20 protein-coding genes are annotated in these 26931 nt (G+C 72.6%); 8 read left to right on the plus strand and 12 right to left on the minus strand.

The window, feature by feature from the left end:
• The first annotated feature begins 382 nt into the window (after window positions 1-382).
• Entirely contained in the window at window positions 383-982 is a 600-nt protein-coding gene (locus tag ACFXPK_RS16660; protein WP_385075914.1) for a winged helix-turn-helix domain-containing protein, read from the plus strand.
• A gap of 73 nt (window positions 983-1055) precedes the next feature.
• On the opposite strand, the gene ACFXPK_RS16665 is transcribed toward ACFXPK_RS16660, so the two are convergent.
• Window positions 1056-2693, minus strand: coding sequence for a PepSY domain-containing protein (locus ACFXPK_RS16665; protein ID WP_385075917.1), 1638 nt, complete (start codon window positions 2691-2693; stop codon window positions 1056-1058).
• A 77-nt stretch (window positions 2694-2770) separates the two neighbouring features.
• The gene (locus ACFXPK_RS16670) at window positions 2771-3517 is read right to left on the minus strand and encodes a hypothetical protein (protein ID WP_385005579.1); all 747 of its coding nucleotides are present in this window, start codon (window positions 3515-3517) and stop codon (window positions 2771-2773) included.
• A 217-nt stretch (window positions 3518-3734) separates the two neighbouring features.
• Between ACFXPK_RS16670 and ACFXPK_RS16675 the strand changes: the two genes are divergently transcribed.
• The 3 genes from ACFXPK_RS16675 to ACFXPK_RS16685 all read left to right on the plus strand — a co-directional run bounded on the left by ACFXPK_RS16675 (window position 3735) and on the right by ACFXPK_RS16685 (window position 7479).
• Window positions 3735-5042 carry a sensor histidine kinase gene (locus tag ACFXPK_RS16675; RefSeq protein ID WP_385075920.1) on the plus strand — a complete coding sequence of 436 codons (1308 nt, stop codon included), beginning with the start codon at window positions 3735-3737 and terminating at the stop codon, window positions 5040-5042.
• Window positions 5027-5728 carry a LuxR C-terminal-related transcriptional regulator gene (locus ACFXPK_RS16680; RefSeq protein WP_385005583.1) on the plus strand — a complete coding sequence of 234 codons (702 nt, stop codon included), beginning with the start codon at window positions 5027-5029 and terminating at the stop codon, window positions 5726-5728. Before ACFXPK_RS16675 ends, ACFXPK_RS16680 begins: the two co-directional genes overlap by 16 nt.
• A 149-nt stretch (window positions 5729-5877) precedes the next feature.
• Window positions 5878-7479: a DUF1996 domain-containing protein gene (locus ACFXPK_RS16685; protein WP_385075922.1), complete on the plus strand. Its 1602-nt coding sequence runs from the start codon at window positions 5878-5880 to the stop codon at window positions 7477-7479.
• 280 nt (window positions 7480-7759) lie between these two features.
• Here ACFXPK_RS16685 and ACFXPK_RS16690 read toward each other — a convergent pair whose 3' ends face one another.
• Window positions 7760-8218, minus strand: a complete 459-nt coding sequence (locus tag ACFXPK_RS16690; protein WP_385008145.1) for a hypothetical protein — start codon at window positions 8216-8218, stop codon at window positions 7760-7762.
• A 94-nt stretch (window positions 8219-8312) separates the two neighbouring features.
• On the opposite strand from ACFXPK_RS16690, the gene ACFXPK_RS16695 reads away from it, so the two are divergent.
• Window positions 8313-10346, plus strand: a complete 2034-nt coding sequence (locus tag ACFXPK_RS16695) for a hypothetical protein (RefSeq protein ID WP_385075952.1) — start codon at window positions 8313-8315, stop codon at window positions 10344-10346.
• 19 nt (window positions 10347-10365) lie between these two features.
• On the opposite strand, the gene ACFXPK_RS16700 is transcribed toward ACFXPK_RS16695, so the two are convergent.
• Entirely contained in the window at window positions 10366-10704 is a 339-nt protein-coding gene (locus tag ACFXPK_RS16700) for a hypothetical protein (protein ID WP_385005973.1), read from the minus strand.
• A gap of 52 nt (window positions 10705-10756) precedes the next feature.
• On the opposite strand from ACFXPK_RS16700, the gene ACFXPK_RS16705 reads away from it, so the two are divergent.
• Window positions 10757-11470 carry a TetR/AcrR family transcriptional regulator gene (locus ACFXPK_RS16705; protein WP_385005975.1) on the plus strand — a complete coding sequence of 238 codons (714 nt, stop codon included), beginning with the start codon at window positions 10757-10759 and terminating at the stop codon, window positions 11468-11470.
• On the opposite strand, the gene ACFXPK_RS16710 is transcribed toward ACFXPK_RS16705, so the two are convergent.
• The 8 genes from ACFXPK_RS16710 to ACFXPK_RS16745 all read right to left on the minus strand — a co-directional run bounded on the left by ACFXPK_RS16710 (window position 11461) and on the right by ACFXPK_RS16745 (window position 24321).
• On the minus strand, window positions 11461-12165 hold the full coding sequence (locus ACFXPK_RS16710; protein ID WP_385075925.1) for a DUF4230 domain-containing protein: 705 nt from the start codon (window positions 12163-12165) through the stop codon (window positions 11461-11463). The genes ACFXPK_RS16705 and ACFXPK_RS16710 overlap by 10 nt on opposite strands.
• A 90-nt stretch (window positions 12166-12255) precedes the next feature.
• Window positions 12256-14313 carry an ATP-binding protein gene (locus ACFXPK_RS16715; protein ID WP_385075927.1) on the minus strand — a complete coding sequence of 686 codons (2058 nt, stop codon included), beginning with the start codon at window positions 14311-14313 and terminating at the stop codon, window positions 12256-12258.
• 111 nt (window positions 14314-14424) lie between these two features.
• On the minus strand, window positions 14425-17115 hold the full coding sequence (pulA, locus tag ACFXPK_RS16720; RefSeq protein WP_385075954.1) for a pullulanase-type alpha-1,6-glucosidase: 2691 nt from the start codon (window positions 17113-17115) through the stop codon (window positions 14425-14427).
• A gap of 322 nt (window positions 17116-17437) precedes the next feature.
• Window positions 17438-19141, minus strand: coding sequence for a carbohydrate-binding module family 20 domain-containing protein (locus ACFXPK_RS16725; RefSeq protein WP_384994168.1), 1704 nt, complete (start codon window positions 19139-19141; stop codon window positions 17438-17440).
• A 166-nt stretch (window positions 19142-19307) separates the two neighbouring features.
• Complete coding sequence (locus ACFXPK_RS16730; RefSeq protein WP_385075929.1) at window positions 19308-21002, minus strand: glycoside hydrolase family 13 protein; 1695 nt, start codon at window positions 21000-21002, stop codon at window positions 19308-19310.
• A gap of 96 nt (window positions 21003-21098) precedes the next feature.
• Window positions 21099-21995, minus strand: a complete 897-nt coding sequence (locus ACFXPK_RS16735; protein ID WP_384994162.1) for a sugar ABC transporter permease — start codon at window positions 21993-21995, stop codon at window positions 21099-21101.
• A complete protein-coding gene (locus tag ACFXPK_RS16740; RefSeq protein WP_385075933.1) occupies window positions 21992-23026 on the minus strand; it encodes a carbohydrate ABC transporter permease in 1035 nt (344 codons plus the stop codon). The genes ACFXPK_RS16735 and ACFXPK_RS16740 overlap by 4 nt, the downstream gene beginning before the upstream one ends.
• A gap of 20 nt (window positions 23027-23046) precedes the next feature.
• On the minus strand, window positions 23047-24321 hold the full coding sequence (locus ACFXPK_RS16745) for an extracellular solute-binding protein (protein ID WP_384994157.1): 1275 nt from the start codon (window positions 24319-24321) through the stop codon (window positions 23047-23049).
• Between the two features lie 324 nt (window positions 24322-24645).
• Here ACFXPK_RS16745 and ACFXPK_RS16750 point away from each other — a divergent pair, with 324 nt between their 5' ends.
• Both ACFXPK_RS16750 and ACFXPK_RS16755 read left to right on the plus strand, forming a co-directional pair.
• Window positions 24646-25701 carry a LacI family DNA-binding transcriptional regulator gene (locus ACFXPK_RS16750; RefSeq protein WP_385075936.1) on the plus strand — a complete coding sequence of 352 codons (1056 nt, stop codon included), beginning with the start codon at window positions 24646-24648 and terminating at the stop codon, window positions 25699-25701.
• Between the two features lie 75 nt (window positions 25702-25776).
• Window positions 25777-26931: phosphatase PAP2 family protein (locus ACFXPK_RS16755; protein ID WP_385075939.1), on the plus strand; the 1155-nt coding region annotated here is incomplete at its 3' end.

Here is a 26931-nt window from a genome sequence, read left to right on the forward strand (position 1 = left end):
GGGCTCACCCGGGTGTGGGCGGCCGGGGGGGGGGGGGGCCCCCCCGCCCCCCGGGGGGGGGGGGGGGGGGGGGGGGGGGGCCGCCCCCCCCCTCCGGCGTGGGATCGGGGCGAGGAGGGCTGCTGCGTCCGTCCCGTATCTGCTTCAATGGGGTCATGGCCAGCTTCCAGTACACCGCGAGGGGTCTCTTCGACCTGGAGCCGTTCTGGCCGTCCCGGCAGCATCATGACTTCGACCGGGTGTGTTGCCGCGTGAGGAACGCGCCGGCCCTCTAAAGCCATTCTTCTGGCCTTCGGCCGCCGCGCAGACGTACGTCCCGTCCGTCCTCGTCGACTCGACGATCCGAACCGACGAGTCCTCCGCGCGAAAGAGCTGACCCCTCATGGCGAACTCCCTCTCCTCCCTTCCCGGTTCCTTCCCCTCGCCCGGCCGTCACCGGCTCAGGGCCGTCGACAGCGACGAGACGTCCGGCGCCCCGGTGGGCGTCCCCGCCGGTCAGGTGGTGGACTTCCTGCCACCGGGCGCGACCTGGCTGCCCGCGCCCCCGCACAGCCTGCCCTCGCTGCCGGGGCAGCCGCCGATGATCGGCTACCTCGTTCTCGTACCGGCCGACCAGCACCCGGCCGGGGCCTTCGCGCCCGCTCCGGTCGTCCCGGCGCCCGCACCGGCGGCGGTACCGGGTCCGGCTTCGCCAAGCGGCGGCGGTCCCGTGCTGGTCGACGGCGTGCGGCGGACCGCCGTCGTGGACGGCCGGCCGCTCGATCTCACCTATCTGGAGTTCGAACTCCTCGCCCATCTCGTGGCACATCCCCACCGGGTGCACAGCCGCGACCAGTTGGTGACCACGGTCTGGGGGTACGGACACGTGGGCGACGGGCGCACCGTCGACGTCCATGTGGCGCGGCTGCGCCGCAAGCTGGGCGCCGACCACCGCCGTACGATCCAGACCGTACGGCGCGTCGGCTACAAGTACATTCCCTGATCCGGGGAGCGGGAGAGCCCCGCGGGTCCGGCGGCGACCGGATCCGCGGGGCTCTCCCGTCCCTCCGTACGGATCAGGTACAGGCCGCCCGTGCGCGGGCCCACAGCCCCAGCGCGCCGTCCAGCGCGAGGAACACCAGCAGGCTGATGCCGAACAGCGGCAGGAACCAGCCGGTCAGCGCGGTGGCCACGACGAGCGGCACCAGCACACGGAGCGGCACCTTCCGCCAGGCGCCGCGTGGCAGGGGCCGGCCCGCGCTCAGCCACCGTTCCTTGGTGGGCCGGCGCAGCCACCACATGCGGTAGCCCCAGACGATGAGCAGGATCAGGGCGAGGGCGAGCGCCGCCAGCAGAAGCTGGTTGGCGAGACCGAGGAAGAGGCCCATATGGGCGTCGATGCCGATCCGGGTGAGCTGGGCGAGCACCGGGTAGTCGGCGAACCGCAGCTCGTCCAGGATCATGCCACTGGACGGGTCGACGGCGACCGAGTCGAGCCGTACGGGGAACTGGTTGTCGATCTGCGCGACGACATAGCCGTTGCCCTCGGTCGGCAGGGTCACCGCTATCGGCCCGTCGAGTCCCGCCTGGCGCGCGGCGACCACGGCGAGGTCGACACCGATGTCGGTGCCGCCCTCGCCGTGCATGCCTTCCATGCCTTCCATGCCTTCCATGCCCTCCATCCCGGGCATGGACTCATGGCCCTCGTGGCCGCCGCCCGCACCCGTACCGCCGCCGGTTCCGCTGTCGAGCGCGGCGGAGACGACGGGGGTGGCCGAGCCGAGCTGGTCCTTGATCGCGGTGATGTTGTCGCCCGCGTACGTGGACCAGGTCAGCCCGGTGGCGGAGAGCAGCACCAGCCCGGTCACGGCCAGGGTGCCCAGGGAGCCGTGCAGCGAGAGCGTCCTGCGCCGGCCGGTGGCGCCGCGCTCGGGCACCACCAGCGCGCGTTTCGAGGCGCGCCTGCGGCCGGCCCAGAGCAGCAGCCCGCCGAGGGCCACCACCCACAGCCAGCTCGCGGCCAGTTCGCTGTAGATCCGGCCCGGTTCGCCGAGCTGGAGGTGGCGGTGCACCTCGGAGAGCCAGGTGCGCACCGGCAGGGCGCCCGAACTGCCGTAGCTGACGAGGTCGCCGCGTACCTCCGCCGTGTACGGGTCCACGAAGACGGCGAGGGACTTGAACTCCTCGCTGTCGGGCGTGGACATCATGACCCGGGTGGTCGCGCCCTCCTCGGACGGAAGGCGTACGGAGGTGACGGTGCCCTCGGGGTGGGCGGCGCGGGCGGCGGCGAGCTGCTCGGAGAGCGGGACCGTACGGTCGCCGACCGGGGCCCGCAACTCCTGGCGGTAGAGGACCTTCTCCGCCTGGTAGGAGAGGGAGTAGAGGAACCCGGTGGTGGCGGCGACCAGCAGGAGCGGCGCCGTCAGCAGGCCCGCGTAGAAGTGGAGCCGCAGCACGAGGGGGCGCAGGGCGGCCCAGAGGGAGGCGGCGGCGGGGGCGGAATCGGGATCGGCTGCCGGGGGTGTGGCGGTGGACGCGTCGGGGGCGGATCCGGACGCGGCGGAGGTGGACCGGTCGGATCCGGACGTGGCGGAGGTGGACCGGTCGGAGGTGGACGTGGCGGAGGTGGACCGGTCGGAGGTGGACCGGTCGGAGGTGGCGTCCGGGGTTCTGTCGGACGTGTCCGTCCCCTGTGCGGGGTCGTCGATGGCCATGGCTGTCCTAGGCGTGGGATGCGGCATGGGGAAGGCCGGAGAAGGGCCTGAAGGACCCCCGGCCGTCCCCTCCGCGTCTAGACGGCGGTGGCGGCGGCTCCCGGGGGCGTGGCGCGTGGTGCACGGAGTGCGGGCGGCCCCCGCCGGGACACCGTGTGCGCGAGGACGACGCCCCGGAAGCGGCGGACCCGGGCCGCTCCGGGCCGGGGACGGATCAGCCGGGGCGCGGCGGGCGGCACCACGGCGGCGAGCAGCAGCCGGAGCGGGGTGAAGGCGAAGGCCCCGACGGTGTGCGCCAGCCGGAAGAGCGCGGCCTCGCCCCGGGCGAGCCAGAGGGCGCAGACGGCCGCCGCGAGGAGATGGGCGGTGAGCATGACGGGGGAACCGCCGAAGAGCTCACCCAGCGCGAGCCGCAGCCCCAGCGCCGGTGCGCCCCCGGGTTCCGCCGCCGCCCCCATCTCCATGCCGGCGCCCATACCGGCGCCGGATCCGGTCCCGGCGCCCGCGCCCGTACCGGCGTGCGGTGCGTGCCGGGAGACGGTGGGTCCGTACGGCAGCGCTCCGGCCAGGACCAGGTGCAGCAGGCCCTGGCCGGTGAGCAGCCCGGCCCCGATCGACCCGGCGCCCCTGCGCCGGCCGCCCGCGAGCCAGGCGGCGCACGCGGTCACCGCGAACGCCGCCAGCAGGACCGCCGTCGGGACCTCGTGCCCGGACGCGCCGGACGACCGGGCGGCCAGCGCGTGGCCCACCGCCGTCAGCGTCACGCACACGGCCGCGAAGGCGGCGGCGCGCACGGCGCGGAGCGGTGATCCGGTCTCTGTCATGGTCCGCACATGGTGCCACCCCCGGGCGGAAGACGGCAGAGCCCAAAAGCCGCGACTCCGCGGAGGTGGTGCTGAGTACACCCCCGGCCGGGTGCGGACCGGCTCCCCCTCCCCCGTGCCGTCCGGTCAGACTGGGTGCGGCGCCGGGGACAGTGGAACGCCGGCCGCCGTCGGGGCGGTCCGGTCACGATCCGGCCATGAAGGGGGCTCATCAGCCATGAACAGCGTCACAGCCGGCGGTCCCGGCGGTACCGGGACGGCGGGGCGGCCACGGCCGCGCGAGGCGGTGGTGGCGGCCGGGCGTGGACTGGCGCTGGCCGTTCTCGGGCTCCCCGGGTCGATCATCCTCTTCGTACTGACGGTGCTCTCGATCGCCTTCATCTCCCTGGGCGTCGGTGTCCTCACCACCCCCGCCCTGCTCACGGCGGTACGCGCCTACGCCAACCAGCGGCGGCTGCTCGCGGCGACCTGGTCCGGGGTGCGGATCCCGGTCCCGTACCGCCCCTTCCCGCCGGACCTGCGGCCCGGGATCACCGGGCAGGTGGAGCGGTGCACGCTGATGCTCAAGGACCCGGCGACCTGGCGCGACCTCCAGTGGCTGGTGATCGACATGACGGCCGGTTTCGTCACCTCGCTGCTGACGGCGCTCCTGATCCTCTACCCGGTGGAGGGGTTCGTCCTGGGGGCGGGGGTGTGGCGGTTCGTCGGCGACGACTACTGGTACACGTTCGTCCACGTGGACAGCCAGTTCACCGGTCTCGCCGCCGCCGCGGTCGCTCTGGTGCTGTTCGGCGCCGGGCTGCGCTACTGCCCCGATCTGCTGCGTCTGCACTTCCGGCTCACCGGCGCGCTGCTGGCCCCCGCCCCCGGCCGGGCGCTGGCCGAGCGGATCGAGCGGCTCACCGAGACCCGGCACGACGCCGTGGACAACTCGGCCGCGGAGCTGCGCCGTATCGAACGTGATCTGCACGACGGGGCGCAGGCCCGGCTGGTCGCCGTGGGGATGGACCTGGGCACCGTCGAGGCGCTGATCGAGAAGGATCCCGCCAAGGCGAAGGAGCTGATCGGCAAGGCGCGGCAGTCCTCCGCGGACGCGCTCACCGAGCTGCGCGACCTCGTGCGGGGGATCCATCCGCCGGTGCTGGCCGAGCGCGGACTGGAGGACGCCGTGCGGGAGTTGGCGCTGCGGCTGCCGCTGCCGCTGGAGCCCGAGGTCGATGTGGAGCTGCCGGGCCGCGCGGACGCGCCCGTCGAGTCGGCCGCGTACTTCGCGGTGAGCGAGGCGCTGACCAATGTGGTCAAGCACGCGGACGCGGACCGGGTCTGGATCGACATCTCGTACGGCGAGGGCATGCTGCGGATCGCGGTCACCGACAACGGCAGGGGCGGCGCGGAGATCGGCCGGGGGTCGGGGCTGAGCGGTCTGGAACGGCGGCTCGGTACATTCGACGGTGTCCTGGCCGTCAGCAGCCCCGCGGGCGGTCCCACCATGGTGACCATGGAGCTTCCTTGCGCGTTGTCCTAGCCGAAGATCTCTTCCTGCTGCGCGACGGTCTCGTCCGGATGCTGGAGGCGTACGGGTTCGAGATCGTGGCGGCGGTGGAGAGCGGCCCGGAACTCACCGCGGCTCTCGCGGAGTTCGAGCCGGACGTCGCGGTCGTCGATGTCCGGCTCCCGCCGTCCCACACGGACGAGGGCCTCCAGTGCGCGCTCGCCGCGCGGCGGGCCAGACCCGGGCTGCCGGTGCTCGTACTCTCCCAGCACGTCGAGCAGTTGTACGCGCGCGAGCTGCTGGCGGACGGCACGGGCGGGGTCGGCTATCTGCTGAAGGACCGGGTCTTCGACGCCGAGCAGTTCGTCGACGCGGTGCGCCGGGTCGCGGCGGGCGGTACGGCGATGGATCCGCAGGTGATCTCGCGGCTGCTCTCCCGCAACGCCGGGGACAAGCCGATCGGCGGGCTGACGCCGCGCGAGCGCGAGGTCATGGAGCTGGTGGCGCAGGGCCGGTCGAACGCCGCGATCGCCGCCCAACTCGTCGTCACCGAACGGGCGGTGGCCAAACACACCTCGAACATCTTCGCGAAGCTGGGCCTTCCGGTGTCGGACGACGACAACCGTCGGGTGCTCGCGGTCCTCGCCTATCTGGAGGGCCGCCGCGGGTCCGGGGACCCGGCGCGCGGGACCCGTGGCGGGGGCCGCGGGTCCGAATGACGGGCATGCGCCCGGTTTGTTGATGGAGATTTCTATGAATTCCACGAGCCGCTGAACACCCCGCGTTTGAGGCCCGTATGGAACGGAGCGCTTCGCTTCTCCCCCTGCCGCGATATTCCTGTAATCGGCAACGAAGCTTGAGGAGTTCCATGTCACGCACATCGAGAAAACGCTCCACAGTGGCGAACCGGGCGATCGTCGCCGGTGCCGCCCTGCTCCTGGGCGGGGGTGGTCTGGCAGCGGTCAATGTCTACGCATCGGCGGGCGAGGGCAAGTCCCCGCAGCAGCGGAACCAGAACGTGGCCCGGTCGTGGTCGACCATCAGCTGCCCGGACCCGTCGACGAAGCTGACGCAGGTGCCCGAGGCGGCCCGCGCCGAGGTCGACCGTGAGCTGGCCAAGATGGACACCCAGATCACCGAGGCATACGCGCGGTTCGCCAGCGAGAAGAGAGCGATCGAGCAGGACGCGGGGTACGCCGACAACGCCATCCTCGGCCCGCTGAAGGCGAAGCGGTTCGCGGCGCTCGACCGGATCTCCATCGCGATGGGCCGGGTGGGCACCAAGCCGCAGGGGCTGGAGACGCTCTCCAACTGCACCCTGCGCGGTGACAACAACGGCGGTGGCGGCAACGGCGGCGGGCGGGGCGGCGGCCAGAACGGCGGCGGCCAGAACGGCGGCGGTCAGAACGGCGGCCAGGGCGGCGACGGACAGAACGGCCAGAACGGCGGCCAGGGCAACGGTCAGGACGGCGGCCAGAACGGCGCCGGCGGCCAGGACCAGGGTCAGAACGGCGGTCAGAATGGCGGTCAGGACCAGGGTCAGGACGGCGGCCAGAATGGCGGTGCGGGCGGCGGCCAGGCTGGTAACGGCCCCGAAGCCTCCGACTTCGTCGACATCACGACCGTCCAGCCCAACGTCCAGAAGGCCCGTAACGGCCGCGGCGGATCGAAGGGCACCTTCTCCACCGAGTGCGGTCGCAACGAGGCCGGGCTGTTCAACTCGGACAATGTCATCGTCGCCCCGGGTGTGACCAACGGCGCCCACCACTTCCACGACTACATCGGCAACCAGGCCAACGACGCCTTCGCGACCGACGAGAGCCTGGCCGCGGCCGAGACCACCTGTGCGAACCAGGGTGACAAGTCCTCGTACTTCTGGCCGGTGCTCCGGCTCCAGAACGGCCAGGAGGAGGCCGACGCCAACTCCGACGGCGGCGGCAAGGAAGGCAACGTCGGCATCATCCAGACGCCGGCCCAGGTGACCAACACCTTCGTGGGCAACCCGAGGGCGAAGGTCACGGCGATGCCCCGCCTCATGCGGATCATCACCGGTGACGCCAAGGCGTTCGTGAACGGCGACGCCAACGCCAACGCCTCCTGGAGCTGCACCGGGTTCGAGAACCGCCAGCTCAAGGACAAGTACCCGATCTGCCCCGAGGGCAGCCAGGTCGTGCGTACGTTCAAGTTCCAGAGCTGCTGGGACGGTGTGAACGCGGACAGCGCCAACCACCGCACCCACGTGGCGTTCGCCGACGCCAACGGCAACTGCGGCAACGGCTTCAAGGCCATCCCGCAGCTCCAGCAGCGGATCGTCTACGACGTTCCCCCGGGCCCGGGCTTCGCGGTGGACTCCTTCCCGGAGCAGCTCCACAAGCCCATCACCGACCACGGTGACTTCATCAACGTCTTCGACGAGAACCTGATGAACACCATGGTCAACTGCATCAACACCGGCAAGAAGTGCAAGTAGGCGCCTCCACGGGTGAACCGGCGGGCCGGGCCGCGCACAGCCGCCCGAGCCGCCGGTAGCCCGGGGGGGTGGGGGGGGGGGGCCCCCCCCCCCCCGCCCCCCCGCCCCCCCCCCCCCCCCCCCCCGCCCGGGGCGGGGCCAGGAGGGGGCCCCACCCCGGTTATCCGCGGCGCGCGGGCCCCCCCACCCCCCCCGCCGCCGCGGCTACCCGGGGGGTTGGGGGGTGGGTCCCGCCCTCCCCGAACCGCCTCCCCCCCACCCCCAGACCCGCGCTGCGCGGTCAGCTCATGTCGTGACCCGAGTGATCCTCGTTCCCCCCATCGTCACCACTTCCCCCAGAGTGGTGCGACGAGCCGGTCTCCACGGTCCCGCCGAGCCGGCCGCGCAGCGCTTCCGTCACCTTCGCGTCGCCGACCGCGACCCACTTCCTGCCGACGAGATACGAACCGCCGTACGGCTTGGCTTCGTTGATCCACTCGCGCAGACCGCGGTCGGTCGCGAAGGTGACCAGCACGTACTTCCCGTCGTCCGTCGCACAGTTGGCCTGGCGCAGCTCCTCGTTGGGGTGCTGGATGTCCGGGTCGCACTTCGCCTTCGAGGCGAGCTCCTCCAGGCTCCCGGTGACCGTCTTCGGTTCCTCGGGGGCCTTTTCGTCGTTCGCGCCGCAACCCGCCGTCAGCGCCATGGAGAGGGCGAGGGCGGGGGCGGCGAAGAGTACGGGTATTCGGTCCTTACGCATACGTCCATCGTCCCCTGTGACCGGAGGGTCGTGTGGGGGAACCGTGAACTCCGCGACCGGGGCGGGCGGGTGACCATCGGACCCACCGATCGTTCTGCTCAACGTGCCCCCAGACAAAGCCCCTCTCGCCGCCGCGCCCCCCACCGCACCCGCACCCGCGCCCTCCGTCACCCCGGTCGCCCCGGTCGGGCTGGAGCAGGCCGAGGCGGCGCTCGTGGAGCACTACCCCCGGCTGGTCCGCCTCGCCTATCTCGTACTGCCGCCCTCCCTCGGCCGCAACCGGCGGGTGCTGACCGCGCACGCGCTGGTGCAGCGCTCACTGCCGCGCGGTCGCCGGGCGCCGGGCGGGGCCGGTGTCCCCGGACAGCGGAGCGGCGGTACGACGGCCCGGCAGGCCGGTTACGCGTATGTACGGGTACGGGTGCTGCGCCAGGCCCTGGAGGCCGGGCGCCCGTTGCTCCGTCTCGCCCGGCCCGTCCGCGCCCAGCTTCCGCCGCTCCTGCCGCGCGTGTGGGGGCTGCGGCTCTTCCCGCGCTCCGGCGGCGCCGACGAACTCGCCCTGGACCGGCGGCTGTCCGCGCTCCCGGGAGCCGCGCGGGCCGCGTTCGTCCTGCGCGGCCTCGAAGACCTCACGGACGAGGAGGTACGGGAGCTGCTCGGCGCGGCCGGGGCGGACGACGTGGACACGGCGCTGGCGCAGGCCACGGCGGCGGCGCGGCCGGACCAGGACCGGACGCCCGGCGCCCCGCGGGCGGTCGTGGACACCGGCGCCCTGCTGCGGTCCACCGAGTTCGACCCCTGTTCGCTCCAGGCCAGGCCCACCGACCTGATGCGGCGCCGCCAGTACCGCAGGGCCGCGCTCGCCGTCACCACCGCCGTCCTCGTCTGCGGGGCGCTGTTCGGACCGCCCGGCGGCGGCTGGGGTCCGGACGGCCCGGCGGCGCCCGCGTACGCCGGGAACCCGGCGGCTCTGGCGGCGCTCGACCCGGGCGCGGTGCGGCGGGTCGCCCCGGCCGCGTGGCGGACCGCGTCCCGGGCGGACTTCTCGGTCTGGCCCGCGCGCGGCCCGCTGGCCCGGGACACCGGACTGCTCCGCCGGGCGCTGGCGGTCTGGGCCAGGCCGGGCGGCGCCGTCGCCGTCTCCGCGACGCCGGGGACACCGACGGGACCGCCGATGGGTTCGCCGCAGCTCCTCTACGCCGGGGAGGTCGACGGGGTGCGGGTGGTCCTCTTCCACGACGGGCTGCGGGTGGTGCGGTACGCGGAGACCGGGGAGAACGGCGCCGGCGGTCTCGCGGCGCTGGACTTCGCCCGCACGGACGGCGCCGACGAGGCGGCCTCGGGGGCGCTGGTGCTCGCCCGCGCCGACGCCAACGTCCGCTATCTGACCGCGCCGTGGGTGACGGGGACCGCCGTACGCGATCTGCTCGCCCCGGCCTCCCCGGCGCGCCCGCTGCACCGGGACGCCGACGGGGTCACGGACCCGCTGCGCAGCACCGCGGCGTCCCCGGGGTCCTGCCGCTCCTGGGACGCCCTGGAAGTGGCCTCGGCCGCCCCGGCGCCCCGCCTCCTCACCGATCTGGGTGAACTGACCCCGGCGCGGCTGACCTCGGGGCCGCCGGGGAGCCCGCAGGACGTCTCGGCGCCCGCCGACCGCGCGGCGTGGGCCCGCACCGCCTGTCTGCTCCCGGCGGTCCGGGCGCACGGCGTACGGTCCGTGAACTCCTGGGAGTACGCGCGCGCCGCGCTCCCCGAGTCCAACGGCACGGCCTCCTGGCTCTGCACCCGCGCCGACACCTGGCGGGGTCCGGGCAGCCGCGTACTGGCCCACTTCCAGGCCCCGTCCGCCTCGCCCGCGGCCCCGGCGGCCCTGGCGGCGCGCGCGGCGGACTCCCCCGCCTGCGGCCCCCGCGACCCGAGCGTGCTGGCGGGCGTCCTGTGGAAGTCCCGCGCGGGCCACTGGTACCTCCTGGCGGCGGGCTCCCCCGGCCTCGGTGCCGTGACCGCCACGGGCGGGGTCTCGGGCACGTCCAGGACCGGCGTCCTGGCGCTCCCGGCCCGCCGGGACACCGTCGCGGAGCTCCGCGCCAGGGCGGCGGACGGCACGCCGGTGAACTCCCTGCGGTGAGGCGCGGGGTGCGCCCCGGCTACGGAAGCAGCAGCCAGTCCGCCGCGAGGGCCGCGAGGAGGCCCGCGCCCAGGAGCCAGGTGGAGAGGCGGGTGCGGCCGTGGCGGCTGAGTTCGATGACCACACCGCACAGGATCATCGCCAGGCCGTAGACGCCGACGACGAGGACCGAGGTGCGTTCCGCGAGGCGGATCGCGAGCAGGGCCGCCAGGGTGAGCAGCAGTGCGGAGGCCACGGTGATCCGGAGCAACCTGGCCTGCCGGGGCGACAGTTCGGCGCGGAGGTCCTCCGTGGTGCCGGGGTCGTCCGTGGTGGGGTCCGGCAGCGGGGTGGGGGCGGCCTCGTCGGATGTGCTCATATGCCGGGAGCGTAACCGACATCTCACGGAAGCTGCCGGTTAGGCTGTGCGCATGACGACCGGGGTGCGCCGACGCATGGGCGTGGAGGAGCGGAAGCAGCAGCTCATCGGGGTCGCGCTGGAGCTGTTCGGCCACCGCTCCCCCGAGGATGTCTCGATCGACGACATCGCGGCGGCGGCGGGCATATCCCGGCCGCTCGTCTACCACTACTTCCCCGGCAAGCAGAGCCTGTACGAGGCGGCGCTGCGGCGGGCGGCCGACGAGTTGGCGGCGCGGTTCCTGGAGCCGCACGAGGGTCCGCTCGGGGCGCGGCTGCACCGGGTCATGGAGCGGTTCTTCGGCTTCGTCGACGAGCACGGCCCCGGGTTCTCGGCGCTGATGCGGGGCGGCCCCTCGGCGGGTTCGGGGACGGCCGCGCTGATCGACGGGGTGCGGCAGGCCGCGTACGAGCAGATCCTGGCCCATCTCGGGGTCCGGGAGCCGCCCGCGCGGCTGGAGTTGACCGTACGGTCCTGGGTGTCGCTCGCCGAGTCGAAGGCGCTGCTCTGGCTGGACGGGCGGCGGATCCCGCGCCAGGAGCTGGAGTGGCAGCTCGTCCACGACTTCGCCGCGCTGTGCGCCGTGAGCGCCGCGTACGACGACGAGATGGCCGGGATCCTGCTGAAGATCCTCGCGGACGAGCCGGCCGACGGCGCTTTCGCGGATCTCGTCGGCCGGCTCATGCGGCTGGGGGCCGGGGTGCCGGACCCCAGGCGTCAGGTGTAGGCCACCTTCACCTCGGTGAAGCCCAGGGAGTGCAGCAGGCCCTGGAGCATGGCCGTGGTGTTCTTCTCGGCGCGGTCGGTGAGTTCGCTGTCCTTGGCCGCCTCTCCGATGTGCCGGGCGGCCAGCCGGTTCACGGCGCGTTCGTCGGCCGGGTTGTCGGAGAAGAGATCGCCGAGCCGGTCGAGCAGTCCACGCTGTTTGGACACGGCGTAGGAGCGGTCCGCGTCCATGGCGGGGCTGCCGAGCCGCGCGTGCGGCAGGGTGATGGTCGCCGCCGTCCGGTCCTCGTTCACCTGGACGTTGCCGTCGCCGATGGAGCCGAAGTCCACGTACGAGCTGACCGTCCCGGCCCCCACGAAGAGGGTCCTGGAGCCGCGGATGGCGTCCGGCAGGTACTTGGTGTCCTTCTCCAGGTCCACGACGACCTGGAAGTTGCCGGACGCGGCCTCGTAGCGGTCGAGGTCCTGGATCGACTGGAGCAGGGTCGGGCCCGTACGGTCGTGGGTCTCCTCGCCGAAGAGGCCGCCGAATCCGGGGAGCAGATCGAGCCGGCTGCCGAGGAAGAGCAGTCCGGCCACGACGACGAGTACGAGGGGCACCTTGGCCCAGCGGGAGAGCCGCGCGGGGCGTGCCCCGTCCCGGTCCTCCCGGTTCTTTCCCGGGTTCTCTTCCGGTTTCGCGTCGGTGGACGTCATACCTGACGGATGTCCCGCCCGGCCGGGTTCACACGGTCACAAGGAAAGCTTTGCCGTCGGCCGGTCCGGCGGCACGGCGGCCAACTCGTTTCAGTCCCCGGGCAGATGGCCGCGGAGCGCCCGGGTGAGGCCGCTCTGGCCGTCGTCGACCAGGCCCCGGTGGAAGGCGTTCTCGTAGGCCGGGTTCCCGGCCGCCGCGCGCGCCTGCCGCTCGCACTCCTCGCGGACCTGCGCCAACTCCGGTGTGCCGCGCTGCGGATGGCCGACCATGCGCCAGAACGCCTGCCCCGTGCCGTAGGCGTGGGCGGCCCGTTCGCCGTCGCCCTGGGCGGCGACCGCGGCGGCGAGCAGGTCGAGGCCGAGGGCGATGCCGAAGCTGTCGCCCAGTTCCTCCTTGCCGGCGACCATCGAGCGGGCGTGGGCCTCCGCCTCGTACGGCTTGTCCTGGAGGAGGAAGACCAGGGCGAGCTGGTAGTCCGCGTACGACCTGGTCCAGCACTCGCCGCGGTCCCGGCAGACGCGGCGCAGCTCCGTGGCCTCGTCGCGGGACTCGTCGAAGCGGCCGAGCGCGGTGAGCGCGAAGACCCGGACCAGGCGGCAGCGGAGCTGCGAGGGCGAGTCGAAGAAGTCCCCGGGGTGGGTGCGCAGGGCGCGGTCGGCGACGGTGTAGGACGCCTGGGCGCGGCCCATCATCAGACAGGTGAGGCTGAGCAGGTAGGCCGCGGAGAGCATCGACTCGGGGTCCTGGTCGTGCCAGGCGGCGGTGGTGCACCGTTCGCCGAGCCGGTACGCGCCCTCGTGGTCGCCCTGGAGCATGACGGTGACGCCGAGGGCCCACAGGGCGCGGGTGCGGTCGGGTCCGGGGGCGGGGGCGGCGGCGAGGGCGCGTTCCAGATAGATCCTGGCCTCGTGGAGGTGGCCGCAGCAGGTCCAGAAGAAGGCGACGCGGCCGGTCATCTCGACGGCGGTGACGGGGTCGTGGGCGAGCAGGTGGTTGAGGGCGGCGCACAGGTCGGCGTGGGTGTCGGTGATCCGGCGGTACCAGGCGACCTGCTCGCCGCCGGGCCAGCCGGCGTGGGCGGCGCGGGCGACCTCGGCGAAGTGGGCCGCGTGCCGGTCGGCGAGCAGTCCCTCCTCGCCGAGTTCCGTGAGCCACATCGCGCCGTACTCGCGCAGGGTGTCGAGCATCCGGTAGCGGGCACGGCCGTCGGGCCCGTCGGGTTCCCGGCGCAGCACGGACTGGCGGGCGAGCCCGTCGAGGGCCTGGGCGACGCCGTCGGGGGTGAGCGGTCCGCCGGCACAGACGGCGCGGGCGTCGTGCCCGTCGATCTCGCCGCGGAAGACGGAGAGCCGGGCCCACAGCAGCCGTTCCAGGGGCGCGCACAGTTCGTGGCTCCAGCCGATGGCGGTGCGCAGGGCGCGGTGGCGCTGGGGCCAGACGGCCGGGTGGGTGAGGGTGTCGAGGCGGGAGTCGAGCAGGACGGCGATCTGGTCGACGGAGTTCCGGTCGAGCCGGGCGCAGGCGAGTTCGACGGCGAGCGGGATGCCTTCGAGGCGGTGGCAGATCTGCGCGGCGGAGGCGACGGTGCCGGGGTCGTCGAAGGAGAGCAGGGGCGCGGAGCGGGCGGCGCGGTCCCGGAAGAGCCGCAGGACCTCCTCGTCGCCGTCGTCGCCGTCGAGCGGCAGCGGGGGTACGTCGAGCAGGTGCTCGGCGGGGATGCCGAGGGGCTGTCTGCTGGTGGTGAGGACGGTGAGGCCGGGGACGGCGCCGAGGAGGGCGCCGACGAGCCGGCCGCAGGCGTCGGCCATCCGCTCGCAGGAGTCGAGGACGAGCAGGAGGTGGCGGTGGGCGAGCCATTCGCAGAGGGCGTCGATGGGCATGCGCAGGGAGTGGTCGCAGAGGCCGACGGCGTCGGAGACGGTGATGAGCAGCATGCCCTCGTCGTGGAGGGGGGCCAGGTCGGCCCACCAGACGCCGTCGGGGTAGCGTCCGGCCTCGCGGGCGCGTTCGGCGGCGCGCAGGGCGAGTCTGCTCTTGCCCACGCCGCCGCTGCCGGTCAGCGTGGTCAGCCGGTGCTCGTCGAGCGCGCGGTCCACCCGGGTCAGTTCGGTCGTGCGCCCTACGAAGCTGGTCGTCTCTTCGGGCATGTTCCCCACCACGGGGACAGTCTGGACCAGTTCGGGCCCAGGACCGACACCTGTGGTGGGAAACGGTCGGAAACAACCGCCAGATGCTACTTTCCGGTCAGTTTGCGCTGACTATTCGTCAATTGGCTTATCGCCCCGTGCGGTCTGGGAGGCCGCCTCGAAGACCGCGACCGTCCGCGCCGGCACGGTGAAGGTGCCGGACACCCGTTCGTACCCGGCGGACCTGACCGTACGGTCCGCTCCCCCGGCCTGGACGCGGTGCAGCGCGTACGGACGCCCCGCCAGCTCCGCCACCCGCTGGCCCTGGGCCGACGGCGTGGCGTTGAAGACCACGACGAGATCGCCGAGGCGCATCGTGATGACACCGGGGGTCTCGCCGGTCCCGGAGAGCGGGAAGGACAGCGCCGACTGGACGGCGGCCGTGGAGGCGAGGCCGAAGGCCGGTTCGGTGGTGCGGATCCGGAGCAGGTCCCGGTAGGCGGCGGAGGTGCCGTCGATCTCCGTACAGCCGGGCGTCAGCGCCGGGTTGGTCAACAGGGGCCGTGCGTAATCCCACTTGTCCTGGTTGTCGGCGGCGGGCGGCAGCCCCCGGCCGAAGCCGTTGCCGTCCCGGCAGTCCCAGTGGATCGCGTTGAACCAGTCGCCGCTGTCGTAGGAGTTGCGGTCCAGCGACTTGGAGCGCAGCAGGTCCGTGCCCGCCTGGGAGAGCGCGGGACCCTGGGAGAGCGCGGCGGTGGCCAGCGCCACCACCTGGAGGCGGGCGCGGTCGGCGGCCGGGACCGACGGCGGCAGCTTGAACGCGAGGGCGTCGTAGAGGGACTCGTTGTCGTGGGCGTCCGCGTAGGCCAGGGCGTCGTCGGGGGCCGCCGCGTACCCGGCGGGAGCGCCGTTGTAGTCGACCTCCGCACCCCGGACCGTACGCCCGGAGGTGTCGGTGAACCGGTACCCGGCGAGGCTGCCGGAGAGCCCCACCTTCACCAGGTCCTGGTAGTGCAGCAGCCGGGCCCGCTGCTCCTCGCGACTGCCGTTGGCGGGCGAGGAGTTGGGGTCGGTGTACAGACCGGAGGCGAAGCCCTGGACGCCCGGGTCCGCGTCGAAGGGGCTGCCGCCGCGCACCGCGTCGCGGGCCCGGTCGGAGAAGGTCGCGATGCCGGTGCCCGCCATGTTCCGCTGGGTGGCCTGGACGAAGCGGGCGTCGTCGGCGATCTCACCGAAGTTCCAGCCCTCGCCGTACAGCACGATCGCCTTGCCGTCGACACCGTCCCTGGCGGGGGTCAGCGCGTCGAGCGCCTTCCGTACGGCGAGGATGTTCGCCTTGGGGTGGTGGCCCATCAGGTCGAAGCGGAATCCGTCGACCTTGTACTGCTTGGCCCAGGTCACCACCGAGTCGACCACCAGCTTGCCCATCATGGCGTTCTCGGGCGCGGTGTTGGCGCAGCAGGTGGAGGTGGCGACGGAGCCGTCCGCGAGCAGCCGCTGGTAGTAGCCGGGCACGATCCGGTCGAGGACGGACTTCTCGTCCTGGCCGCTCGCCACGGTGTGGTTGTAGACGACGTCCATGACCGTGCGCAGCCCCGAGGCGTTCAGCGACTGGACCATCCGCCGGAACTCGACGGTACGCGCGGTCCCTTCGGGATCGGAGGCGTACGAGCCCTCCGGGACCGTGTAGTGCAGCGGGTCGTACCCCCAGTTGTACGCGTCCCGGGCCGCGGTGCGCGCGACGCACGCCTGCTGCTCGGTCGAGTCGGGCGCGTACACCTTCAAGTCACAGCCGGGAGAGGTCTGTGCGGACTTCCGCTCCGGGATGGTGCCGATGTCGAAGGCGGGGAGGAGATGGACGTACGAGGTGCCGGCGGCGGCCAGCGCGCGCAGATGCCGCATCCCGGCGGAGGCGGTGTCGGTGAAGGCGAGGTATCCGCCGGGGTGGCGGGAGGTGCGGTCGGCGACCGAGAAGTCGCGGATGTGCAGCTCCTGGATCTGCGCCTCGCGCAGCGGCACGGCGGCCGGCTTGCGCAGCGCGGACCAGCCGGCGGGCGCGAGCCGGGGGTCGGCGAGGTCCACGACGAGGCTGCGCGCCGAGTCGGTGGTGAGCGCCGTCGCGTAGGGGTCGGTGACGCGGTTGGTGACCGTCCTGCCGACGCTGGGCGCCCAGACGGTCACGGCGTACCGGTAGGACCGGCCCGCCCAGGACGCGGGGCCGCGCACCGACCAGACGCCGGAGGTGTCGTCGCGCCGCATCGGGACCGTACGCGCGTCGGCGCCGTCGCCCAGTTCGAGGGAGACGGTACGGGCGGTCGGCGCCCAGACGGAGAGGGTGGGGCGGCCTCCGGTGAAGACGGGGCCGAGCGACGCCTTGACGGCGCGGGCGCTGTAGAGGTCGTCCAGGACGCCGGAGATCTGGACACCGGTGGTGGCGGAGGCGGTCCCGTCGGCGGCGCGCTGCACGGCCGTGACGGGCCCGCGCAGCGCCGTACGGGCACGGGCGCGGTCCCGTACGTCCACGGTGAAGGCGGGGTACTCCCTGAGGTGCGGGAACGCGGCGGCCTGCGCGCCGGTGAGCCGGCCGGGCGTGAGCCGCAGCCGCCCGTCGCCGCGGTCGCCGTAGACCAGCTCCTGCCGGGCCCCGGGGGTGGCGGCGGTCTTCCAGACGACGGTGCCCGCGTCGATCCACTGGGCCTCGGCGGCGGTGGGGACCCGCGGGGAAGCGGAGGCGGGGAGGGGGGCGGGCGCGGCGGTGGCCGGTGCGGGCGCGAGCACCGCGCACAGGGCCGCGGCGACGACGGTGGTCACCGCGGCGCGCAGGGAGGGGCGTATCACGCGAGGACTCCTCGGGGTACGGGTGCGAGGGGGTGCGGGAGGTGAGGGGGATACGGGGGGACACGGAGGGGGGTGGCGTACGGGCGTCGGCGCGTACGCCGGAGGGGCGGGGGGGGGGCGGGCGGGGGGGGGGGGGCGCGGGGCGGGGGGGAGCGGGCGGGGCGGCGGGGCGGGGCGCGCGCCCCCCCGGGGGGCCCGCGGGCGGGGCGCGGCGCGCCCCCCCCCCCGCGCCGGTGACGACCGGGACCGGGCGGAGAGCCAGGGAGTGTCCGCAAAGCAGCGCCGGGCGGGACTTTGCGGAGAGGCCCTAGTTCCGCCAGGTGTCGTTCAGGGTGACCTTGCCGGACGCGGGCACCGTGGCGGTGCGGTTGGCGCCGCTCTCCCAGGTCACCGCGCCCGCCGCGTCCTTGCGGAGGTACTTGTACTCGAACGTGGTGCCCGCCGGGAGCGCCACGTCGAGCTTCCACACCGGGTAGGACGCCGGGTCGAGCTTCAACGCGCCGCCGGTGTTCCAGTTCGCCAGCGCGGACTGGTTGCCGGTGACGTAGATGTTCTGCCCGAGCGTCGTTGTCGCGTTGACGCCGAACGATGCCCCGGAGGCGCCCGGCTGCGGCCCCGTACCGCCGCCCGAGCAGCTACGCGCGCCGGTGTGGAGGGCGAGCGCCGTCTGGGCGCCGAGCGTCGCCGTGAACTGACCCGAGCCGTTGACCGTCACCGCGTTGCCGGTCTGGACGTCGCAGTAGGCGCCGCCCGGCAGGGAGGTCTGGAACGTACGGGTCAGCGCGGAGCCCTCGTGGTTGATGGCCACGTACCCCGAGGAGCCCCGGCCGAAGGCGATCTGGTCGCCGCCGTTGTCCCACCAGTTGGTGACGGCCTGGCCCCGGGTGGTGTTGCGGAAGCCCACCATGGACGAGATCTCGCGCCAGGCGTGCTGGCACTTCCAGCCGTCGCTGTAACAGGCGTTGACCGTGCCCCCGTTGGGCGGGCCCGCGTCGTGGTCGGTGTACTCGTACCCCGAGTGGACGTCGGGCGAGCCGTAGGGCCAGGCCAGCATGAACACGTTGGCCAGGGTGTAGTTGGCGCCGTCCTTGTAGCTGAGGGTGTCGCCGCCGCGCTCGGTGTCGTGGTTGTCGACGAAGACGGCGGACTTCCCCGACTCCATGTACCCCCAGCTCTCGCCGAAGTTCTTCAGGTAGGCGAGGTTCTCGTTGAGGAAGACCCGCTTGAGGTCCCGGGCGTACCGGAACTCCTGGACGTCCCCGGTGCCGAGGTACTCGGACGGCGAGACCGCCTCGCCCGCGCCGTGGATCGCCTCCTGCTTCCAGTAGGCGCCCGGATTGCTCAGCCTGCTCTTGATGTTGGCCAGATCGGCGGCGGGCATGTGCTTGGCCGCGTCGATGCGGAAGCCGTCCACACCGAGGGAGAGCAGGTCGTTGAGGTACGCCGCGATCCGGCCGCGTACGTACTCCTCGCCGGTGTCCAGGTCGGCGAGGCCGACCAGTTCGCAGTTCTGGACGTTGGCGCGGTCACCGTAGTTGCTGATGGTGGCGCGGCAGTCGTCCATGTCGGCGCCCGAGTAGATGCCCGGGTAGTTGTACTTGGTGTACGAGGTGCCGCCGGTGCCGGTGCCGTCTCCGGCCGCCATGTGGTTGATGACGCTGTCGGCGACGACCTTGACGCCCGCCGCGTGGCAGGTGTTCACCATGGCGGAGAAGGCGGAGCGGTCCCCGAGCCGGCCCGCGATCTTGTAGCTGACGGGCTGGTACGAGGTCCACCACTGGGAGCCCTGGATGTGCTCCTGGGGCGGCGACACCTGTACGTAGCCGTAGCCGGCGGGGCCGAGGGTGTCGGTGCACGCCTTGGCTATGGAGGCGAACTTCCACTCGAAGAGGACGGCGGTGACGTCCTTGGATCCGGGCGGCGCCGCCTGCGCGGTCCCGGCGGGGACCGTGAGGGCGGCTGCCGCGCCCGCCACGAGGGCGAGCGCGGCTGCCAGGGGTCTGCGAACCATGATTCCTCCAACAGCACTGGTGGGGGGAGGTGCGGGTGACGGTTTGCCGTGCCGGTGGTGCAGATGGTGCAGATGGTGCCGGTGAGTACCCGAACAGGTGGTGCTGGTCGTACCGGTGGTGCTGGTGGTGCGTCTCTGGGTGAGGGCGTTCAGCGGCGGACGGCGCTCAGACCGACCACCACACGGTGGTGTCGGCCGGCAGCTCGAACTCCGCGCCCGGGGCGTTCTCCTCCGCCGTCACCGGGGCGCTCGACAGCAGCGGCGCGCCCGGAGCGGGGATCCGTACCGCCGTCCCCGTCGTGTTGACGGTGCAGACGAAGCCGGGCCTGGCGAAGATCAGCACGCCCTCGGGCGCGTCCCGCCACTCGACCTCGGTGCCCCCGCCGAGCCCCGGGTGTTCCTTGCGTACCGACAGCGCCGCCCGGTACAGCTCCAGCGTGGAGCCCGGGTCCCCGGTCTGCGCCTCGACGGACAGCTCGCCCCACTGCTCCGGCTGCGGCAGCCAGCTCCCGCCCGTGCCGAAGCCGTACGAACCGCCCTCGCGCGTCCAGGGGATGGGCACCCGGCAGCCGTCGCGGAAGCCGTCCTGGCCCTCCGCGCGGAAGTACGAGGGGTCCTGCCTGGCCTCGTCGGGCAGGTCGGTGACGTCGGGAAGCCCCAGTTCCTCGCCCTGGTAGACGTAGGCGGAGCCGGGCAGGGCGAGCATCAGCAGCGTCGCCGCGCGGGCCCGGCGCAGCCCGAGCGTCCGGTCGCCGGGCTCCCGGGTCTGGGTGCCCACCCCGGGCGGTCCCGCGAAGCGGGTGGCGTGCCGGGTGACGTCGTGGTTGGAGAGCACCCAGGTGGCGGGGGCGCCAACGGGACGCATCGCGGCGAGGGAGACGTCGATGACCTCGCGCAGCGCGGCGCTCTCCCACGAGGTGGCCAGGTACTGGAAGTTGAACGCCTGGTGCAGCTCGTCGGGGCGTACGTAGTGGGCGGTGCGCTCGACGGTCGGGGTCCACGCCTCGGCGACGGCGATGCGCTCGCCCGGGTACTCGTCGAGGATGGTGCGCCACTGGCGGTAGATCGCGTGGACGCCGTCCTGGTCGAAGAAGGGGGTGCCGCCGTCGGCGGTGCCGAGCAGCCGCAGCCGGCCGCCGTCGCCGATGTCGGGCAGCCCCGGCGCCTTGACCAGGCCGTGGGCGACGTCGACGCGGAAGCCGTCGACGCCCATGTCGAGCCAGAAGCGCAGGATGGAGCGGAACTCGTCGGCGACGGCCGGGTGGTCCCAGTTGAAGTCGGGCTGCTCGGGCGCGAAGAGGTGCAGGTACCAGTCGCCGGGGGTGCCGTCGGGGTCGGTGGTACGGGTCCACGCGGCGCCGCCGAAGACGGACTCCCAGTCGTTGGGCGGGAGTTCGCCGTGCGCGCCCTTGCCGGGGCGGAAGTGGTAGCGCTCGCGCAGCGGGGATCCGGGACCCTCGCGCAGCGCCCGCCGGAACCAGTCGTGCGCGTCGGAGGAGTGGTTGGGCACCAGGTCGACGATGACGCGCAGCCCGAGCGCGTGGGCGTCGTGGATCAGGGCGTCGGCGTCGAGCAGGGTGCCGAACATGGGGTCGATGGCGCGGTAGTCGGCCACGTCGTATCCGGCGTCGGCCTGCGGGGACGCGTAGAAGGGGCTGAGCCAGACGGCGTCGACGCCCAGTTCCCTGAGGTACGGGAGGCGGCGGCGTACCCCGTCGAGATCGCCCATTCCGTCGCCGTTGCCGTCGGCGAAGCTGCGTGGATAGACCTGGTAGATCACCGCGTCCCGCCACCAGCCGGTGGGGTGGCCCGGGGCGTCGTCGGACGTGCCGGAGAGAGGGGCAGTGAGGTGCTGGGTCATGTCGTCCCTGGGTGTCTGGGGGGTGGCCTGGTGGGTTTCCGGGTCGGATCGGGTCGGCACGGGTGGCCGGCCGGGTCGGCGCCGCGGCCGGCCGCGTCAGCCCTTGACGGCTCCCGCGGACATCCCGGTGACGAGATGGCGCTGGGCGAGGAGGAAGACGAGGGCCGCCGGGATGGCGATGAGTACGGACGCGGCGGTCATCGGGCCCCATTGGGCGCCGTACTGGTTGACGAACTTCTGGAGGCCGCCGGCGAGTGTCAGGTTCTCGTCGCCGACCATGAAGGCGGAGGCGTACGCGACCTCGCCCCACGCGGTGATGAAGGAGTAGAACGCGGTCACCGCGAGCCCCGGCCTCGCGAGCGGCAGGATCAGCCGGAAGAAGGTGCCGAAGGGGGTGAGCCCGTCCACCATGCCGGACTCGTCGATCTCCCGGGGGATGGTGTCGAAGAAGCCCTTCATCATCCAGGCGCAGAACGGCACGGCGATGGTGAGGTAGGTGATGACGAGGCCGGTCGGATTGTTGAGGAGTCCGAGCCCCGACATGATGTTGTAGATCGGCACGATGAGGACGGCGACCGGGAACATCTGGGTGATCAGCAGGGTCCACATCAGCCCGCGCTTGCCGGGGAAGCGGAAGCGGCTGACGGCGTAGCCGGTGGTGGCGGCGACGAAGACGCCGAGCACGGTGGTGAGGCCCGCGATGAGCAGCGAGTTGCCGAACCAGGTGAGGAACGGGGTGTCCCGCAGCAGGTTGGTGTAGTTCTCGAACGTGGTCTCTCTGAAGAAGTCCGTGGTGGTCGCGTAGCTCGCGGGCTTGAGCGAGGTCAGCAGGACCCACAGCACGGGGAAGACCGCGATCACCGACGCCACGGTGAGGGTCGCGTGCAGCGCGACGGAGGCCGCCGGTGAACGGCGCCCGCGGAGCGGGGCGTTGGCCGGCGGGGGGCCGTCGGGGGCGGCGAGGCCGTCGGAGGTGGCCGGGGCTGTGGTCACCACGTATCTCCCTGCTTGCGGAGGACTCGCCGGTAGACCGCGGCGAAGGCCATCAGGAGGACGAGGATCAGCACGCCCCAGGTGGAGGACTGCGCGAAGTCGCGCGGGCTGATCTCGAAGGAGAACTTGTACGCCTGGGTCACCAGGATCTGGGTGGCGTCGCCGGGTCCTCCCCTGGTCAGCAGGAAGATCACCGGGAACATGTTGAAGGTCCAGATGGTGGAGAGCAGGATCACCGTGGTGCTGACGGAGCGCAGCCCCGGCATGGTGATGTGGCGGAAGCGCTGCCAGGGGCCCGCGCCGTCCATCTCCGCGGCCTCGTACATCTCCCCCGGGATGGACTGGAGTCCGCCGAGGAGCGCGACCATCATGAAGGGCACGCCGAGCCAGATGTTGACGGCGATGACGGAGAACTTCGCCCAGGTCGGGTCGTTGAGCCACGGCACCGCGTCGATGCCGCCGCCGGCCAGCAGCTTGTTGAGGAAGCCGCGGTCCTCGTTGTAGAGGAAGCGCCAGGCGAAGACGGAGACGAATCCGGGCACGGCCCAGGGCAGGATCAGCAGCATCCGGTAGAGGGAGCGGCCCGCGATCCGGCGGTTGAGGATGTTCGCGAGGGCGAGGCCCAGCGCGAAGGTGAGGCTGACGCAGGAGACGGTCCACACCAGCGTCCAGCCGAGCGTCGACAGGAACTGGCTGCCCGTGAGGGCGGCGGCGTAGTTGTCGAGTCCGACGAACTCGTAGGTGGCCGGCAGGTGGTTGACGCCGATGTTCCGTTCGACGTTGCGCTCGTTGGCGTCGGTGAGCGACAGGTAGACGCCGCGGACCAGCGGATAGCCGATGATCACGCCGATGACGACGACCACCGGGGTGACCATGGTCCAGGCGTACCAGTGGGTCGCGAGGGCCCGCCGGATTCCGCCGGCCGTCCCCCCGGAGGGGGTGCCGGGAGGGGTGCCAGAGCCGCGGCCCCGGCCGCGGGCGAGTTCGTCGCCCGCGGCCCGTGCCACCGACTGGCCGGTGTGGACAGCCATCAGCCGGCCTTCCTTTCCTGCTACTTCCAGCCCTTGAGCAGCTTGCGGTAGGCGTCACCCGTGGTCTTGACGCCCTGGTCCGGGGTGGTCTGGCCGGTGAGGACCTTGGTGTACTCGGTGACCAGCGGCGCGAAGAGGCTGCCCGTCTCGGGGATCCAGGGGCGCTCGACGGCCTTGTCGACGACGGGCTTGAAGAAGCCGACGATCTCGTTGTCGGCGACGCCCGGCTTCGTGTAGACGGAGGTACGGGTCGGGAGCAGGCTGAGCTGCTCGGCGACGGTCGCCTGGCTCTGCGCGTCGGTCATGTACTGGACGAACGCGTAGGAGGCGTCGAGGTTCTTGGAGCCCGCGTACACGGCGAGGTTGTGGCCGCCCTGCGGGGCGCCCTGTGCGGCGGAGCCCGCCGGTACGGGGGCGATGCCCAGGTTGGCCTTGTCCTTGAACTGCGCGCCGCCGTAGGTGTCGGCCACGGCCCAGGGACCGTTGATGATCATCGCGACGTCGCCGTCCTTGAACGACGCCTGCATGTTCTCCCAGCCGTCGGTGGCGTCGGTCTTGGCCGCGCCGGAGTCGACCAGGTCCTTGACGACGGTCATGGCCTTGACGCCGGCCGCGTCGTCGACGGTGACGGTCTTGGACGAGGCGTCGACCAGGTTGCCGCCCTCGCCGTACAGGAACGACAGGAACCAGTACGCGTCGTCGCCGCGCAGGTAGAGCCCGGTCTTCCCGGTCCTGTCCTTGATCGCCTTCGATACGGTCTTCAACTCGTCGACGGTCTTGGGCACTTCGACGCCCGCGTCCTTGAAGATCTTCTTGTTGTAGAAGATGCCCATGGAGTCGATGACCTGCGGGACCGCGTACGTCTTGCCGTTGTACTGCGTGGACGCGGCGGCCTGCGGCAGGAAGTCCTTCTCGTCCTTGAGCGCCGGTGTGCCGTTCAGCGGGGCGAGATAGCCGAGATCGGCGAACTCGGGGGTCCAGGCGACCTCGGAGCGGATCACGTCGGGGGCGCCGGAGCCGGACTGCGCGGCGTTCTTGAACTTGTTCTGGGCGTCCCCGAACGGCACGTTGACGTACTTGACGTCGACCTTCGGGTGCTTCGCCGTGAACCCCTCGGCGAGCTTCTTGAAGACCTTGTCCTCACTGCCGACGGTCGAGGTGTCCCACCACGTGACCGTCCCCGACAGCTCGCCGCCCGCGCTCTTCGAGCCGCCCGAATCCCCGTCACCGCCGCAGGCGGTCGCCGCGAGGGCCAGGATCGCGGCCAGGGCGGTGGCCGTTATGCCACGTCGCATCCGAACTCCTTCAACTGCCGTACCGCTCCGTCGCGGCGCCCGGTCGGACGTGAACGTAACAGCGATGCAAGAAGGCCGAAAGACCTTGCGGAAGATTTCTGCAAGGTCCGCCGATCGTTACCGGCGTGTGTCCTGTCGATTGCGCCGCTCATCCGTGACTCGGGCGCACACCCCCGCCCTTACTGGCCACCAGGGTTCCGGTGCCTCCGGGGAGCCGTCAACCGTGCCGCAGGAAGGTTTCGCAAGATCTTGCAAGAACTTGCCGTCCGCTCGGTTCACCCGCGTGGTGGGCAATCCGACAGACGACCGGTACAGTCCACTCCCATGACCGCACGGCTTGCCGATATCGCAACTCAGGCGGGGGTCAGCGAAGCGACGGTCAGCCGCGTTCTGAACGGCAAACCCGGTGTTGCCGCGACCACCCGTGAGTCCGTCCTCGCCGCGCTCGACGTCCTCGGATACGAACGTCCCGTACGGCTGCGCCGACGCAGCGCCGGGCTCGTCGGTCTGATCACGCCGGAGCTGGAGAACCCGATCTTCCCGGCGCTCGCGCAGGTCATCGGCCAGGCGCTGACCCGGCAGGGGTACACCCCCGTACTGGCCACCCAGACGCCCGGCGGCTCGACCGAGGACGAGCTGACGGAGATGCTGGTCGAACGCGACGTCTCCGGCATCATCTTCGTCTCGGGGCTGCACGCCGACACCTCCGCCGACATGCGGCGCTACGAGCGACTGGGCGCCCAGGGCGTGCCGTTCGTCCTCGTGGACGGCTTCTCGCCGAAGGTCAGGGCGCCGTTCATCTCCCCGGACGACCGGGCGGCCGTACGGCTCGCGGTGACCCATCTCGTCTCGCTCGGCCACCAGCGCATCGGACTGGCCGTCGGGCCCAAGCGGTTCGTCCCCGTACTCCGCAAGATCGAGGGTTTCCGGGCCACCGTCCAGGAGTTGCTGGGGCTGACCGGGGCCGAGACCGACGAGCTGATCCAGCAGTCGCTGTTCACCCTGGAGGGCGGCCAGGCGGCGGCCTCCGCGCTGATCGAACGCGGCTGTACGGCGGTGGTGTGCGCGAGCGACATGATGGCGCTCGGCGCGATCAGGGCCGCGCGCCGGCTCGGGCTCGACGTACCGCGCGACCTGTCGGTGGTCGGCTTCGACGACTCACCGCTCATAGCCTTCACCGATCCGCCCCTGACGACGATCCGCAAGCCGGTGCCGTCGATGGGCCAGGCGGCGGTCCGTACGCTGCTGGAGGAGATCGGCGGTACGCCCGCCCCGCACAGCGAGTTCGTGTTCATGCCCGAACTGGTCGTACGCGGTTCAACCGCTTCGGGGCCGGCCCCCGGCCCCCAGGGGATATCAGGGTCGCGATCTACTCCTTGAGGGGGACCGCGTGCGCGCGGAACCCGTCCGAGGGATGATCGGTCGAGGGTGAACAATCTGGCAGACTTTCGCCCCATGGGTGAATCCACGGTGAAGGCAGAGGAAGGCCGTACGGCCACCCCGTACCCCACGCCGTCACCCACCGCGGACGAAACGGCCCCGGAGGCGACGGAGGCGGTCACGGTCACGGACACACGCGCGAACCCGGAGACGACCCCACCGCGGGAGACCACGGTGCGGGCGGACCGTACCCCCGGACCCACCGCGGCGGCCGGACCCCGGCGGCTGCGACGGCTGCGCTCCCCGCGCCGCCCGCGCATCTGGTTCGAGATCCTGCTGATCGCGGTCAGTTACTGGACGTACTCCCTCATCCGCAACGCGGTACCGGAGCAGCGCACCCAGGCGATGAAGAACGCCGACTGGATCTGGCACGCGGAGCAGACCCTCGGCATCGCCGTCGAACGCACGATCAACCACGCCGTGGATTCGGTGACCTGGCTGATCGTGGCCATGAACTACTACTACGCCACCCTGCACTTCGTCGTCACGATCGGCGTGCTCGTCTGGCTCTTCCGCAGCCATCCGGGGCGGTACGCCGCCGCCCGGCTGACGCTCTTCGCCACCACCGCCGTGGCCCTGCTCGGTTACTACCTGTATCCGCTGGCGCCGCCCCGGCTGATGAACGGCGGGCACTTCATCGACACGGTCGTGCGCCACGAGACCTGGGGTTCGATGGCCTCGGGCAACCTGAAGAACATGTCGAACCCGTACGCGGCCATGCCGTCGATGCATATCGGCTGGTCCCTGTGGTGCGGTCTGACGATCTTCGCGCTCGCCTCGGCGCCCTGGGCGAAGATCCTCGGCCTGCTCTATCCCACGGCCACCCTGGTGGTCATCGTCGCCACCGCCAACCACTTCTGGCTGGACGCGGTGGGCGGCATGATCTGTCTGGCGTTCGGCTTCACGCTCTCGTACCTCTGGTACGGGGCGCTCCCGCACCGCCTGCCGCGCCGGGTGGCCGAGGAGCGCGGGCCCGCGCGCACGCTCGTACGGCGCCGCCCGGGCCGGCGCTCCGCGGGCGGGGGCGCCGCGGGGGCGCGCGGGGGCGGGGCGCGCGCGGCGGGCGGGGGGGGGTGGGCGCCGCCGGCCCGCGCCGCCCCCCCCCCCCCCCCCCCCCGGGGGGGCCCCCCCCCCCCCCCCCCGGCAGGAGAGCCCGACGACGGCTATCGC

Source organism: Streptomyces sp. NPDC059142 (assembly GCF_042755665.1).
GTDB lineage: Bacteria > Actinomycetota > Actinomycetes > Streptomycetales > Streptomycetaceae > Streptomyces.